Genomic DNA, 14,145 nt, shown 5'->3' with positions numbered 1-14,145 from the left:
CGTGAACAATAATAATTATAGACGTGTCGTTATCACCGGTGCTGGTGTCGTTTCCTCGTTGGGCTGTGATTGGTCAGAGGTAAAGTCGAGGCTTCAGGCGAATCAATCTGGTGTCTGTTTTATGGAAGACTGGCAGAAATACGAAGGGTTGGGTACCTATCTGGCAGCCCCCGTGCATGATTTTGAACTGCCTGCCCACTACACCAAAAAGAAAAAAAGAAGTATGGGAAGAGTAGCGCAATTAGGTGTGCTGGCAACCGAGCGGGCGCTTCGCGATGCGAATCTGTACGACGACCCTGTGATCGCATCGCACGCTACCGGAGTTGCCTACGGTTCGGCAACAGGCAGCAGTGAGGCGGCACTGGAATTTGCGCCTATGCTGGAAAACCACTCTACATCACGAATCAACAGCAGTACGTATTTGCGCATGATGAGCCATACGGCAGCGGTAAATATCAGCGTATACTTTGGAACCCAGGGACGCATGTACACGACCTCCAGTGCGTGTACTGCCGGTAGTCAGGCCATCGGTTATGCTTTTGAGGCAATCCGTTACGGCCAGCAGGACATTATGATCGCAGGCGGAGCTGAAGAGTTGTGTCCTTCCCAGGCTGCCGTTTTCGATACGCTTTTTGCGGCCAGCACGAAAAACGATAGTCCTGGCAAGACCCCTCGCCCCTTCGATGTGGACAGAGATGGATTGGTGCTGGGAGAAGGCGCCTGTACGATTGTGCTTGAGTCCTACGAGCACGCCAAGGCCAGAGGCGCAACCATACTTGCAGAAGTCATTGGCTATGCCACAAACACGGACGGCGCACACCTTGTTAAACCCAACCGGGATACGGTAAAACGGGTAATGAGCGATGCGTTGCGGGATGCGGGTGTGAGTGCAGAAGATATCGGCTATGTGTCTGCTCACGGTACCGCTACCAGCCATGGTGATATTAACGAAAGTCATGCCACCTACGAGGTAGTCGGCGAAAAACCTATCAGCTCGCTGAAGAGCTTCACCGGCCATACGCTCGGCGCATGTGGCTCCTTTGAAGTGTGGGCCACCGTAAACATGATGAATGACGGTTGGTTTGCGCCGACACTGAATCTGGATAATGTCGACCCTGAGTGTGCCCCGCTGGACTATATCCAACAGGAAGGCCGTGAGCTGCAAACGGAATACTTTATGAGCAATAACCTGGCCTTCGGCGGCATCAATACCTCACTGATCATCAAACGCTATCCACAGTAACGGTGGAGATCGAGCAGGGCCGGCGCATGGCCCTTTCCAGACGTATTGTGTAATGAGTCAGCCTGTAAAAAGGGATAACTGACCGGATACAGGCTACAACTGTGTGACAGGCTTGCGGCTAACGCTTTCTCAGAGTGCTAAGTAGTGCATCAACTGACGTCTTCAGCAGCTTTCCGTTACTTTCTCTGGGCAACGTGTCTACAACATAAATTGGGCGAGGGACAAAGGCGTTGTCGAGATTTTCCTTTAAAAAGCCAATAAGCTCGGACTTCTCAATGCCTGGCTTGAGCGACACGATAGCGCACAGTCTGGTTACCGCGCGCGTCGAATCGGGATGAATGACAATCCCGTCGATAAGACCTGAAAATCGAAGCAGTGTCTGGTTTATCTCAAAAAGAGAGCCTCGTTTGCCTGCAATCTTAATCAAATCTGTTGCTCTGCCGGCCAGCGTGAAATGGTGCTCATCCACTGGCTGAATAAAGTCCTGCAATTCTGTTGATACTGGCAGGTGTTCAGCACTGGCTACTGTTTTTTCGTTATCCTGTTCAAAGGTAATGCCATCAAAACGACGCCAGGCATGTTGTGACGCGGTTCGTCTGATTGCCATCGAGCCAACTTCACTGCATCCGTACACTTCCAGCAAGGGCGCACAGAACTGTTGCTCAATATCGCCTGCCAGCTCCGGTGTCAGCGGTGACGTAGCACACAATATCGTGCGCACGTCAGCGTCTTCAACGGGGACAGCCGTTAACGCCCGCAGATGTACCGGCGTTGAAACCAGCATCCGGGGCCGAGGCAACCTATTCAGGGTATCGATTATATCCTGAGGAAAGAGCGGTTTGGCATCGCTCAAACAAACATTGGCAAACAACGGTATCAGTGCGGAAGTTTCCAATCCCCACATGTGCTGTGCAGGCATGGTAGCGAGTTGATACAGCGTATCCGGTATGTCAGGAAGCATGAAGCGGGAATTAATTGCGGTACTTTGATGCAGGGTGCGCCAGTATTTCAAATTGGGCTTAGCCCGCCCCGTAGAGCCTGATGTAAAGCTGATGCAGGCGAGATGGTCGTCATCGATTTGCGGAACGGTATCTAAGACGTTGTTGCTACCTTCCACTACTATATCGGCAATGACAACGCTGCGCGCGGTATCTGCGCTGTCTTCGCCATCATGAATAATATAGCTGTCAGGATACTCATTAAGAAACTGTCGCTGTGTTGCCTCATTTTTATTCTGCGGTAACAGGTTCGTCTGCCCGCGAAAAATAGCCGCGCAAAATGTGACTAAAAACAAATAGCGGTTCTCGCACAGGTTAATGGCATACCTGTTCACTGGCAAACCGTCAGCAATCGCTTTGACATGATCTAAAAACTGCTGTGCAGACACAGCGCCAGCCTGAAGAGATAACGCACCTGTCGGGCGTGTTAAAAAGGCGACAGGCTCGTGCAATTTTCTGGTGACTAGTGGGAATGTCGTTGGCATTAGTGATTAACTGTTACTTCTATCCGTAGCGCGGTGGAGGAATTAGCGCCAGCCTCGAGTCTGACAAACTGGCCAGCCTCAGCTTACTTCAATTTCAATGAGGGCTAGTTTAAACTACTGCAAAACGAAAAACTATTTTTGCGCCTGACGCCAGCAACCTCTACACTAGCCAGCTTGCGCAGCAAACAACGAGGCTGGCGGGGTACGCTGTCCACCTCACATTCGAATAATAAGTAAACGCCCTATCCTGAAATGTTAAACCAAAGCTTCACTTCTCAACCTGTAGACGATGTAATCAACGATGACCACACGCTTGCTGTGATCCCCCTTGTCAGCAATTGCGAGCCGTACTCGCCAGGCGTGATACCGTCAGGTACCGCTGTTGCCAAAGCAGAATCAGCCCAGGTAAACGAAGTCTGGACTGTATCTGGTAAAGTGACCCGGGGGCAGACCGGCGCTAACTACTGGTCGAAAACGGACGATGTGATTTGTGTCGCGCAATGGCTTAGCAAAGACGAGTGCAAGGACATAGAGCAAGAAACTGAGCGTGCATACACCTCAATGTTATCGCTGTTGCAGGACGAAGGGTTTACCCATCCCTTTCGGTTTTGGAACTACCTGCCGAAAATCAATTATGGCAAGGGTGACGAGGAACTCTACAAAAAGTTCTGCACCGGACGACTTAATGCCTTCAACGAGCAAAATATTGAACCTTCGTCTTTTCCTGCTGCTTCGGCGCTTGGGCATCACAGCGATGGCGCTGTCTTTTATGTTTTTGCCAGTAAATCGAAACCTCAGCACTTCAAAAATGTACAACAGGTAAATGCCTATGAGTACCCGCGGCAATATGGCATAAGCAGCCCTTCTTTTGCGCGTGCCACAGCGCTGACGCTCGCGCAGTCTCCGTTTTTATTTATCTCAGGCACTGCAAGCATTATTGGTCACAAAAGCGTGGAAATCGGCAATCTGGAGCGCCAGCTTGACGTTACGTTAGCCAACATTGAATGGCTTTTAGAAAATGCCAACCCTGAGAATACCAGGCTGGAGGCGTTCAAAGTGTACGTTCGCCATGAACAGCATGTAGCCCAGACAAGAAACTGGCTGGCAGCACGCTTTCCCGACGTTGCCGCCGTTTTCGTCATCGCTGATATTTGTCGCAAAGAGCTGCTGGTGGAAATTGAGTGTTTTTGTCTCTGACGCGTATGTTTTTTGCGGAATACTAACGTGAGATTTTTACGTATCCGAAAACTCTGGCAAGTTCTGACTGCAGCTATCTCCTATTTTCTGTTTGGTCTGGGCGCATTGGTAGTGGGGATATTTTTCCGGTTACTAAGCCCAATACCTTTCATTTCCCCAAAGACCAAGCAAATCTGGATCCGCTGGTGTATCCACAAAGGGTGTTTAACGTTTATCCGCCTGATGCGCTTGTTCGGTCTGATCCGATATCGATTCGACGTTGAGTCGATGATAAAGGCGCAGCCGGGGCATATTGTCATAGCCAATCATCCTTCCTTAATTGACGTAGTGCTTCTGCTGGCGGTAAATAAGAAGTTGTGCTGCTTTGTGAAAAGCGCTGTATGGGATAATTTCTTTACCGGCGCGGTTGTGAAACTGGCTGGGTTTATCCCGAATCATGCCGAGCAGGTCGTACCGATGGCCTCTGCGAAGTTAAAGGCAGGTGAGAATATCCTTATTTTTCCGGAAGGAACGCGAACCAAAGACGACAATATCATCAGATTTAAACGGGGAGCGGCGAATATGGCGGTGGCGGTGAACGCGCCAATTATGCCTGTTTTAATAAATTGTTACCCCCGAGCATTGAAAAAAGGCGATAAATGGTATGATATTCCCGCAGGTGGTCCGGCATTTTCATTAACATCAGGCCGGTTAATTGCGTTATCTGAATGTATTGATGTCACATTACCTAAGCCGCGACAATATCGTCAGCTAACGCAATTTTTGCAACATTATTATGAAAACTGGCTCGAAGCAGAACAATCTGCCAAGTCGACAGCCATAGAAAACATGCAGTGAATGATTATGAATGAACAAAAAGAAAAAATACTAGCGCGCATCAGAGCGACATTGGTCGAGCTCTTCGATCTTGAAGAGTCAGAAATCGTGCCGGAAGCCCGATTATATGAAGACCTGGACATTGACAGCATTGACGCGGTAGATCTGCTGATTGATTTAAAGAAGACCACAGAAGTCGAAATCTCTCCTGCTCAGTTTAAACAAGTCCGGACCGTTCAGGATGTGGTTGATGTATTCGACCGACTGTCAGCGAAAGCGCAGTAAATGATGAAACCTGTTGCTCTGGAGTACGACATCCCCTTTTTCGATGTGGATGCTTATCGCGTTGTATGGCACGGCAATTATCCTAAATATATCGAGATGGCGCGCTGTGCATTGTTAAAAGAAATCGGATGCCCATACAGCGTGATGGAGCAACATGGTTACTTCTTCCCCATTGTCGATATCCAGGTCAAGTATGTCAGGCCGCTGCTGTTTGAACAAAAAATCATTATTGAATCGTGGCTTGTCGAGTGGGAAAACCGACTGAAGATCAATTACAGAATTAAAGATAAGAACACGGGGGAAGTGTTCACAAAAGCCAGAACCACCCAGTTCGCGGTGGCAATGCCTGAAAATATCACACAATACGTAATGCCTGAGTTCTTGGTAGAAATCGTTAATGCATGGAAGGCAAAACATGATTAGAAATAGTGTGCTTTGCATAGTCTTAGTGGTAGCTGGCTGGGTTGGTGCGCCTTTCTCCTATGCTGAGGAAGGCGAAACTCACGAAGAAGCGCTTTTAGCCAGTGTCTTTCCTCAAAGCTGCCACTTTTCTGGAAAATTTGTTCAGCAGAAAACGATGGAAGGGTTGCCGGTGCCCTTAACATCCGATGGCGATTTCTTTTACTCATGCGATCTTGGACTGGTGTGGCGCACAGTTACCCCGTTTGAGGAAGCCATTCTGTATGTGAATAGCAGTAACAACTACAGAATCGACGAAAGCGGGGAATTACAGCCGCTGTCGGGCATTGCCCGCTACATCATGTCGAGTGTTTTTGTGAAACTGTTGAATGGTGATACCGACTACTTTCTGGACGCGTTTTCTGTGTCTGAGGCTGACGGGGAAAGCGTACTGCTTACTCCCGAAAGTGACTACATGAAAAAAGGCCTGGATCGCATTTTATTTGAAAAAAGCAATGATGATGAGCTTGGTATCACACTGGGTATCAAAGTGACAGATGCTACCGGTCAGGTCACCAGCGTTAATATTGACCAGATTAAGGAGTTTGACGCTGAAGGTAAACGTGACGCTTTTGAGAAGTGCGAATCGCTTTATCCGGAGAATGAGGAGCTGTGTCGGGTTCTGCGGTCACCAACAAGTATCAGATAGTACAGGTAACGATTGCCCCTGTGCGCGTTGTGTACTGAAAAGACCTGCTAGTTAAAAAAGTTCTGTGGTTGCAATCTCGTATCTGAGCAACACGCCGGGTTGAGTTTAAAGATAGTCATGCCAGAGGAAGTGACGGGTAACCTGGCGTAATCGGAATAACAAAAATAAAGGGACAGATTTTTATGCTGCCGATGTTCACCAGATTGACCTTTCTTGCGGTGGTTATCGCCAGCCTTTCTGTTTTTCTGATTCATCCGGAACGTATTCAGATAGACACCAACCTGAATGACCTGAACCCGGAAGAGATTGAAGATCGTAACCTGCAAGCAGCGCTTCGCGATCTTAATGACGATATCGGACATCGCTTTATGGTGGTGATCCAGGGTGGAGCCGGTAGTGACGTTGCAAAAGCAAAAGAGAAAATGCAGTCGGCAATAGATGACCTGCCGTCGCTATCGGTCCTTTATGATAACGCCGTAAAAGAAGACTACCTTTCCAGCCTTTCTCCCTACCGATTTAATTTATTGTCAGAGCACCAGCGCCAGCGGCTGGAGAATAACACCGCTGCGCAAATCGCCAGTGAGGCGCAGCGCCGACTGTATCAGCTTGGCGATGGTGTACGCGTTATCCCGTTTAACGATGACCCTTTAGGCTGGTTTACTGACTATGTCATGTCTGGTCTAAGCAGCGTAGATGCGATGACTATGGCGAATGAGGGTGCCTCTGGCAGTGTAGAGTCGTTTTCTGTTGTCTTCTCTACCTATCCAAAAGGTATGGGAGAGCAAGCGGCGATTTATCAGTCTCTGGAACGTGTTAAAGCGGCAGTACAGCAGGACTACCCGGTAACCGTACTTTACTCAGGCATGTTCTTTTTCGCTGTGGACTCGGCAAGTGTGGCAAAAAGCGACATTCAGCTTATTGCGATAGGTTCTGGCGTGGGTGTGATCGTACTAATGCTGCTTGTCTTTCGTTCATTATTACCGCTGGTACTGTCATTAAGCTCAATCGCTATTGGTATCGGCTTTGGTGTGCTCGCCAGTGTGTACACATTTGGTTCGATACATGTGCTGACTATTGTCTTTGGTGCCAGCCTAATCGGTATTGTGGTGGATTACTCACTGCATTATTTTTATCATTTTTTGTCCGGTCACCCATCCCCCCAGCAAAGTTCGACCAAGCACCAGACTTTATTCAGGGCGATGTTACTGAGTGTCTTAACCTCTTTGGTTGGGTATGGCGCATTAAGCCTTTCCAGTTTACTTATCCTTAAAAAAATCGCGCTGTTCTCATGTACAGGACTGTTAATGGCGTGGTTAAGTGTCATGGTACTGGGACCGTTGGTTACCGGGCGGCCTATTGAAGCCAGGCAAGCGATGCTTCGGCGAATTATTTTTGGTTGTCAGAGCGTATTTGCCCGTAAGCCTGTTGTGCTGAAGGCAGCCGGGCTACTTCTGGCGGTTGCGGGTGGACTGTACCTATTTATGGGTAGCGTCAACATCAATGACGATCCAAGGCACTTTTTCCATGTTTCCCCATCGCTGCTGGAGCAGGAGAGAAAAGTAGCAGACTTAGCGCAGATTTATGAGCCAGGACGGTATCTGCTGGTTCAGGGAACTTCAGAAGCGGCCATCTTTGACGCATTGGAAGCGTTATATGCGGAGTCTGGAGAATTACGTTCCTCGTTTACGAGCATACTCGACTGGTTACCCTCAGAAGACAGGCAAGCGGCAAACTATGCGCTGCAGTCAACGCTTTACCGTAAAGACGGCGCACTGGATTTGTTTGCTGCAAAGCTGGGGTTGCCGACATCTCAATTCGATAAGCTTAAAGCCGAGTACGCGAGTGCTGAAGGTCAAACGCTTACATTTTCTGACTTACTGGCACAACTGCCCTCGCTGCCATCACTATGGATAGAGGGTGGAGACACTATCTATAGTTTTGTGTTGATTGATAAGGGAAGCGATCTGTCACAAATTGAATCTGTGAGTGAGCGTATTGAGGGCGTTAGCTACATGAATACGCTGGCCAATGCAACGAGCGCGCTGAAAGCGCAGCGTGAAGCGGGTGCACAGTTATTGCTGCTGGCCTACGGGCTGATAGCCTTAATGCTAATGCTGTATTACCGCCAGATAAAGGCAGTGTTTCTGCTGTTTATCCCAATCACCGCCAGTATTGTTACATTGGCAGCGGTATCGTTACTGGGCCAGGCCATCACAGTCTTTCACATCATGGCACTCTTTTTAGTGCTGGGTCTGGGCATGGACTACATTATTTTTGCAAAAGAGATGGCCGGCCAACGGTCCACCACACAGCAAGCCATTTTGTTGTCAGCCGTAACCAGTTTACTGTCATTTGGTTTGCTGGCGTTTAGCTCAATGCCTATTGTGCAGGCTTTCGGAAGCACGATTCTAATTGGCAATACCATTAACTTCATTGCCGCGATAAGCCTTTTTAATCAGCGGCAGACATCACAGGAGAAAAGACCCGGTGCAGAATAAAAAAAGAGTCTTAGTAACAGGAGCCAGTAGCGGCATCGGTAAAGCCTGCGCTTATAAAATGGCCGCAGATGGCTTTGCTGTCGCAGTACACTACCGCAGTGGTAAAGAGGCGGCTTTGGAGGTTGCCGAAACCATTCGTCGTCAGGGCGGCGATGCCGACACAATTCAGTTTGATGTTACCGACAGAGACGGCACGCGACAAGCTATCGACGCCGACATTGAGCAAAACGGTGCCTACTATGGCGTGGTGTGTAATGCCGGGATCACCAAAGATACGGCATTTCCCGCGATGACGGGTGAAGAATGGGACGGCGTCATTCACACGAATCTTGATGGGTTCTATAACGTGCTACACCCCACCATTATGCCAATGATCCGATTGCGTCAAGGCGGACGCATTGTCACCCTGTCATCAGTTTCAGGACTGATGGGGAACCGTGGGCAAACTAATTACAGTGCTTCTAAAGCCGGGATAATTGGCGCGACCAAAGCGCTTGCCATTGAACTGGGAAAGCGCAAGATCACGGTAAACTGCGTTGCTCCCGGCGTCATAGACACAGGAATGACCGAGGGCGTTATTGCTGACGAAGCTAAAAAGATGATCCCGCTAGGCACATTTGGTGACGTGGATGATGTTGCTAACACCATTGGATTTTTAATGTCTGACAGTGCGAAATACATCACGCGTCAGGTAATCAGTGTCAATGGCGGCATGTACTAACGCCTGGATGCACTCACCGTCTTTTTCTCACTAAACGGAGTTTCCTATGAGATATATTTTTACAGCCTTTGTCGGCCTGGTTCTATCATGTAATGCGCTGGCAGAACTTAACCCGCGTCATCAAAAGCTAGCGGATATGATGCTGTCAGGTGACCTGCGTCAGCTTAAAGTGGCAGCGCAAAGTATTTACGAGTCAGAGATAACCGATCCTGAATTGATTGATATTGCTGCAGAAATTCTGCTAACCAAATACCCACACACCTACCCATCTGAAATCGATACCATTGCATGGCTGGCCCGGGCTATTGGTGCCTCAGAGAATGGCCGCTATTACGAGGCTCTTTCCCAGGTAGTGAACAGCACAGACAACAGCAAGCTTGAGCGCCATGCCGACAGCGCGCTGGATGATTTGCCGGGTAAGGAAGGTGAGCAATATCAGGCCGGTATGTATCAGCTTCCCAAAGGGCTTTATGCAAAGGAAACTGACAGTACGCGGGATGAGCGAATCAAAGCGTTGATGATGGCGGGTGACTTGCGAAGCCTCAAGGAGGCAGCGAAAACAATGGTCAACACGGGCGCAGAAAATCAGGAGCTCACGGATATTGCCGCTGAAATTCTGCTTACGCATTACGCCACGGCGCAAAAACATCAAATTGATACACTGGCCTGGTTAACCAATGCCATTGGCAGTAGCGGTTCCGCGCGCTACAAAGAAGCGTTACGAGAAGTAGAAGAAAAGAGCGACTTCAGAAAGTTACGTGGCTATGCAGAAAAAAATCGTGAGAAGCTTTCAGATCAACAGGTAGATCAGTATCAGTCAGGAATGTTGGGCGAGGAACTCCCCAGATACGACTATTAAGCGGCCTATGTTCTACCAAAACGCAAAAAGCCAGCGGAGATAGCCTCAACGCTGGCTTTTACTATTCATTTCTTAAAGCGGTTTATGGCTTTACTCAATATTCTGAATTTGCTCACGCATCTGCTCTATCAGCACTTTTAATTCAACTGCTGACTGCGTGATATCTGAATTAATCGATTTAGAGCCCAGCGTATTCGACTCGCGGTTAAACTCCTGCATCATAAAGTCCAGACGACGACCGCAGGCTCCCCCTTTTTTGAGGATATTGCGAGTCTCGCCAATGTGTGAGTTTAAGCGGTCTAGCTCTTCGGCTACATCCACTTTTTGCGCCAGCAAGATCATCTCCTGTTCAAGGCGACCAGACTCCAGTTCCACTTTGGCTTCTTCAAAGCGCGTTTGGATTCGCTCTCGCTGCCAGGCTAGCACTTCTGGCATTTGTTCAGACACCTTCTTAACCTCAGTCTCTATGCCATCAAGACGTTGTTCAATCAGGCTTTTCAAGGTACTTCCTTCAGCGGCGCGCGCATCAACAAATTCACCTAATGCAGTCTCAAAAGCGCTCAGCAGGTCTGCCTGAATGGCATCCATATCGGCTTCTTCTGCGGCGATAACGCCGGGCCAGCGCAGAACATCCAGCGGATTCACGCCGGTTGACTGACCGTGCGCCTGCACCCAGTCTGCGGCGTGCATAACCTGTTTTGCCAAAGCTTCATTCAGGTTGAGTGTGGTTACGGCGGCATCGTTGGCGCTGAAGCGCAATGCGCACTCTACTTTTCCGCGCGCCAGACGCTTGCGGAAGCGTTCACGTAATACGGGCTCTAACGAACGAAACTGCTCTGGTAAGCGGAAGTAGGTTTCCAGAAATCGTTGGTTCACAGAGCGGATTTCCCACACTGCAGTGCCCCAGTCTTTTTTTATCTCGCTGCGCGCGAATGCTGTCATGCTGTAGATCATTTTTTCCATCCTGTTATGCGTGCCCTGTTGTATCAAACCGCGGGATGCGTTTTGACTTTCTGTTAATGTTGTCAGGCCCGCTATCTCCCTATGATAGCGCAATTTTTAGTGAAGTCGCGTAATTCCTGCAATGGTCAAATGACGGAAAGTTGGTTTTTCCTCTTTGCGCGTTGTGCGATATACTTGCTGTTCAGCCTTTTCAGGCTGCATGACCCTTCAATGCTCATGCATTGCCTGACTACCGGCTACCCTTATTACACATGCATAAACCTTGTGGAGACTACTATGCGTCCAAGCGGCAGAACCGCCAGTCAGATTCGTCCTGTTACCCTTACCCGTCAGTATACCTGTCACGCCGAAGGCTCCGTGCTGGTGGAGTTTGGCAATACGAAAGTATTGTGTAACGCCACCGTTGAAGAAGGTGTGCCTCGTTTTATGAAGGGACAGGGAAAAGGCTGGATCACTGCTGAATACAGCATGTTACCGCGCGCTACGCACACCCGCAGTGGCCGGGAGGCGGCTCGTGGTAAGCAGGGTGGCAGAACGCTGGAAATTCAGCGACTGATTGCCCGCTCTTTGCGTGCAGCGGTAGACTTAAAACTGCTGGGTGAAAACACCATCACCCTGGACTGCGATGTGATTCAGGCTGATGGCGGCACGCGTACAGCATCTATCACAGGTGCATGTGTGGCGCTTGTTGATGCCCTTACCTATATGCGCGCCAAAGGGATCTTAAAAGCCAACCCGCTGAAGCACATGATCGCTGCACTGTCGGTAGGTATTTATAACGGCACGCCTATTGCCGATTTAGAGTACACCGAAGACTCTGAAGCAGAAACCGACATGAACGTGGTGATGACCGAAACCGGCAAACTGATTGAAGTGCAGGGCACGGCTGAGGGCGAACCTTTCTCGTTTGAAGAAATGCAGGAAATGATGGAAATTGCCCGTCACGGTTTGCGTGAATTGTTCGATATTCAAAAAGCGGCGCTGGCATAAGAGGTTGCAATGAAAGCATTTCAACGTGAGTTTATTGAATTTGCTATTGAACGTGGTGTGCTGAAATTTGGCGAGTTTACTCTGAAATCCGGGCGCAAGAGCCCTTATTTCTTTAACGCCGGCTTGTTCAATAAAGGTTGCGATCTCGCGCGGTTAGGACGTTATTATGCCGCTGCGCTTACCGATGCCGGTATTGAGTTTGACGTACTCTTTGGCCCCGCTTACAAAGGCATTCCGATTGCTACAACCACGGCGGTGGCACTGGCTGACCATCATGACATCGACACGCCCTATTGCTTTAATCGTAAAGAGGCGAAAAGTCACGGTGAAGGCGGCAACCTGGTAGGCAGCCCGTTACAGGGGAAAGTCATGCTGGTGGATGATGTGATCACTGCCGGTACTGCTATTCGCGAATCGATGACGTTAATTGAGCACAATAATGCCACGCTGGCCGGTGTGCTGATTGCGCTGGACAGACAAGAGCGCGGTCAGGGCGAACTGTCTGCTATTCAGGAAGTGGAGCGGGACTTTTCTACGCAGGTGGTTGCCATTGTGTCTTTGGCAGACGTGGTGACCTATCTGACGGAAAAAGGTGGCTTTGATGAGAGCATTGCCGCCATTAATGACTATCGCGAAAACTACGGTATTTGACAGGTAGCATGTCCGTGAGCGAGTTTAAACACGCCGATCATAAGCTTGATACTCTGGGACTTCGTTGCCCTGAGCCAGTGATGATGGTGCGATTGCGGATACGTAAAATGGAGACGGGAGAAACCGTTCATGTGATTGCGGACGATCCCTCCACGTCCAGGGATATCCCGAGTTTCTGCCGGTTTATGGAACACACGCTGGTTGCCTCGCAAACTGAGCAGATGCCTTATCAGTATCTGATTAAAAAAGGTCTGTGAGCGGCACAAAATGAAAAACGCAGCATGACGACACCTCGCCGTTATGCTGCGGTTTCGGACAAAGCCACGTGTTGCATGGTGTTGTCAGACTCGTAATGTCAGACGTTTTCTTAATCCTCAGGTGCGGCGATATCTCGCTTCAAAAGCACAATACACGCCAAACAAAATAAAACCGATACCGACAGCACCCAGCAGGTAAGGGCCAAAGCTTTGTTGAGTTAGTGTTGTTAAAGCCTGCTGCAGGCCACCAGCCTCTGATGGGTCGTGGCGATAAGCGGCTACCAGAAAGAAGCTGCCTACCAGCATGTACACAACGCCCCTGGCGGTATAGCCGCAGCGCCCTGCTGAGCGTGTGGCATGTTGCGCTGACTGTGACAGCTTTTCGGTTTCAAACTTTTCCATAAAATCGGCCTTGTAGGCATGTTTGAACTGCACAAAAGCAAATACCAGTACCGTGGCCCCTATGGCGGCAATTAAGGCCAGCCCCCACTCGTACTGCATTAACTGCTGACTGACTTTTTCACTGTTTGAGTTGCCCTGCCCTGATCCTGAAGATTCACTCCCTGTGAGGACGGTGATACCAACGTAAGCCGCACCGAAATAGAACAAACCTGACACAAATAAGAAGATTCGCATGATGATATCTTTGGTTTTTCCCATATCCAGAGATTCAGTATTGAGCATACCCTGCAGCCAGCGCCACAACGCATAGCAGAAAAGACCGGCAATAACGGCAATAAGCAGAACCTGGCCAAAGGGCTGGGATTGAACGGTCTCAAAAACATGTGTCTGTGTGGTTTTTTCACGTCCGGCGGCAGATATTACCGAAGAAAGAATAAAGATACCCAGCAGCGAGTACATGACGGTTTTGGCGCTATAGCCAGCACCAGCAATGATGCCAAGCAGATTAGAAGAGTTGCTCATTAGCGGCTCCGGAAGACAAATGTGAGAATGCTGTTTCAAGAAGCGCACCAATGCTCGTATTTTGCGCAGCAAACAGGAGGCAGAGTTATAAGCGCGACAGACACCCCACACACCAAAAAAGGCGCGTCGACAATAATGAAACGGATGGTG

At 49.3% G+C, this 14,145-nt stretch carries 15 protein-coding genes; 12 read left to right on the top strand and 3 right to left on the bottom strand.

Annotated elements, in window-relative coordinates; genetic code table 11:
* The first annotated feature begins 1 nt into the window (after nt 1).
* Nucleotides 2-1,243 (top strand): beta-ketoacyl-ACP synthase, encoded by a 1,242-nt coding sequence (locus ACLBLI_RS19145; RefSeq protein WP_414829116.1) that lies wholly within the window; start codon nt 2-4, stop codon nt 1,241-1,243.
* Between the two features lie 118 nt (nt 1,244-1,361).
* Here the strand turns inward: ACLBLI_RS19145 and ACLBLI_RS19140 are convergent, their stop codons facing one another.
* The gene (locus tag ACLBLI_RS19140; RefSeq protein WP_414829115.1) at nt 1,362-2,630 is read right to left on the bottom strand and encodes an AMP-binding protein; all 1,269 of its coding nucleotides are present in this window, start codon (nt 2,628-2,630) and stop codon (nt 1,362-1,364) included.
* 348 nt (nt 2,631-2,978) lie between these two features.
* Between ACLBLI_RS19140 and ACLBLI_RS19135 the strand changes: the two genes are divergently transcribed.
* The 8 genes from ACLBLI_RS19135 (at nt 2,979) to ACLBLI_RS19100 (ending at nt 10,210) form a co-directional block, all read left to right on the top strand.
* Nucleotides 2,979-3,923 (top strand): hypothetical protein, encoded by a 945-nt coding sequence (locus ACLBLI_RS19135; RefSeq protein ID WP_414829114.1) that lies wholly within the window; start codon nt 2,979-2,981, stop codon nt 3,921-3,923.
* A gap of 27 nt (nt 3,924-3,950) precedes the next feature.
* Nucleotides 3,951-4,760, top strand: a complete 810-nt coding sequence (locus tag ACLBLI_RS19130; RefSeq protein ID WP_414829113.1) for a lysophospholipid acyltransferase family protein — start codon at nt 3,951-3,953, stop codon at nt 4,758-4,760.
* Between the two features lie 6 nt (nt 4,761-4,766).
* Nucleotides 4,767-5,024, top strand: a complete 258-nt coding sequence (locus tag ACLBLI_RS19125) for an acyl carrier protein (RefSeq protein ID WP_414829112.1) — start codon at nt 4,767-4,769, stop codon at nt 5,022-5,024.
* Entirely contained in the window at nt 5,025-5,447 is a 423-nt protein-coding gene (locus tag ACLBLI_RS19120; RefSeq protein WP_414829111.1) for an acyl-CoA thioesterase, read from the top strand.
* Nucleotides 5,440-6,132, top strand: a complete 693-nt coding sequence (locus ACLBLI_RS19115; protein ID WP_414829110.1) for an outer membrane lipoprotein carrier protein LolA — start codon at nt 5,440-5,442, stop codon at nt 6,130-6,132. The genes ACLBLI_RS19120 and ACLBLI_RS19115 overlap by 8 nt, the downstream gene beginning before the upstream one ends.
* Before the next feature lie 182 nt (nt 6,133-6,314).
* Entirely contained in the window at nt 6,315-8,630 is a 2,316-nt protein-coding gene (locus ACLBLI_RS19110) for an MMPL family transporter (protein ID WP_414829109.1), read from the top strand.
* Entirely contained in the window at nt 8,620-9,351 is a 732-nt protein-coding gene (gene fabG, locus ACLBLI_RS19105; RefSeq protein ID WP_414829108.1) for a 3-oxoacyl-ACP reductase FabG, read from the top strand. The genes ACLBLI_RS19110 and fabG overlap by 11 nt, the downstream gene beginning before the upstream one ends.
* A gap of 46 nt (nt 9,352-9,397) precedes the next feature.
* Entirely contained in the window at nt 9,398-10,210 is an 813-nt protein-coding gene (locus ACLBLI_RS19100; RefSeq protein WP_414829107.1) for a hypothetical protein, read from the top strand.
* Between the two features lie 90 nt (nt 10,211-10,300).
* On the opposite strand, the gene ACLBLI_RS19095 is transcribed toward ACLBLI_RS19100, so the two are convergent.
* Nucleotides 10,301-11,164, bottom strand: coding sequence for a YicC/YloC family endoribonuclease (locus tag ACLBLI_RS19095; protein WP_414831015.1), 864 nt, complete (start codon nt 11,162-11,164; stop codon nt 10,301-10,303).
* Nucleotides 11,165-11,449: 285 nt separating this feature from the next.
* Here ACLBLI_RS19095 and rph point away from each other — a divergent pair, with 285 nt between their 5' ends.
* The 3 genes from rph to tusA are packed head-to-tail and all read left to right on the top strand — an operon-like array spanning nt 11,450 to nt 13,071.
* Nucleotides 11,450-12,163 carry a ribonuclease PH gene (rph, locus tag ACLBLI_RS19090; protein WP_218312082.1) on the top strand — a complete coding sequence of 238 codons (714 nt, stop codon included), beginning with the start codon at nt 11,450-11,452 and terminating at the stop codon, nt 12,161-12,163.
* Nucleotides 12,164-12,172: 9 nt separating this feature from the next.
* Complete coding sequence (gene pyrE / locus ACLBLI_RS19085) at nt 12,173-12,814, top strand: orotate phosphoribosyltransferase (protein ID WP_414829106.1); 642 nt, start codon at nt 12,173-12,175, stop codon at nt 12,812-12,814.
* A 14-nt stretch (nt 12,815-12,828) separates the two neighbouring features.
* On the top strand, nt 12,829-13,071 hold the full coding sequence (gene tusA, locus ACLBLI_RS19080) for a sulfurtransferase TusA (protein WP_414829105.1): 243 nt from the start codon (nt 12,829-12,831) through the stop codon (nt 13,069-13,071).
* Nucleotides 13,072-13,188: 117 nt separating this feature from the next.
* On the opposite strand, the gene ACLBLI_RS19075 is transcribed toward tusA, so the two are convergent.
* A complete protein-coding gene (locus tag ACLBLI_RS19075; RefSeq protein WP_414829104.1) occupies nt 13,189-13,995 on the bottom strand; it encodes a DUF1206 domain-containing protein in 807 nt (268 codons plus the stop codon).
* Nucleotides 13,996-14,145: the final 150 nt, after the last annotated feature.

The organism is Alteromonas sp. H39, assembly GCF_047556435.1.
In the GTDB taxonomy this organism is placed as follows: domain Bacteria; phylum Pseudomonadota; class Gammaproteobacteria; order Enterobacterales; family Alteromonadaceae; genus Alteromonas.
Note: the sequence above shows the minus strand (reverse complement) of the source record. Positions and strands in the feature narration are given on the sequence as shown.

Bases quoted from the DNA above. Each gene is read 5' to 3' on its own strand.
- ACLBLI_RS19110 (WP_414829109.1), top strand. From the start codon at position 6,315: ATGCTGCCGATGTTCACCAGATTGACCTTTCTTGCGGTGGTTATCGCC.
- ACLBLI_RS19115 (WP_414829110.1), top strand. From the start codon at position 5,440: ATGATTAGAAATAGTGTGCTTTGCATAGTCTTAGTGGTAGCTGGCTGG.
- rph (WP_218312082.1), top strand. From the start codon at position 11,450: ATGCGTCCAAGCGGCAGAACCGCCAGTCAGATTCGTCCTGTTACCCTT.
- ACLBLI_RS19125 (WP_414829112.1), top strand. From the start codon at position 4,767: ATGAATGAACAAAAAGAAAAAATACTAGCGCGCATCAGAGCGACATTG.
- ACLBLI_RS19120 (WP_414829111.1), top strand. From the start codon at position 5,025: ATGATGAAACCTGTTGCTCTGGAGTACGACATCCCCTTTTTCGATGTG.
- ACLBLI_RS19100 (WP_414829107.1), top strand. From the start codon at position 9,398: ATGAGATATATTTTTACAGCCTTTGTCGGCCTGGTTCTATCATGTAAT.
- ACLBLI_RS19095 (WP_414831015.1), bottom strand. From the start codon at position 11,164: ATGATCTACAGCATGACAGCATTCGCGCGCAGCGAGATAAAAAAAGAC.
- pyrE (WP_414829106.1), top strand. From the start codon at position 12,173: ATGAAAGCATTTCAACGTGAGTTTATTGAATTTGCTATTGAACGTGGT.
- ACLBLI_RS19075 (WP_414829104.1), bottom strand. From the start codon at position 13,995: ATGAGCAACTCTTCTAATCTGCTTGGCATCATTGCTGGTGCTGGCTAT.
- ACLBLI_RS19135 (WP_414829114.1), top strand. From the start codon at position 2,979: ATGTTAAACCAAAGCTTCACTTCTCAACCTGTAGACGATGTAATCAAC.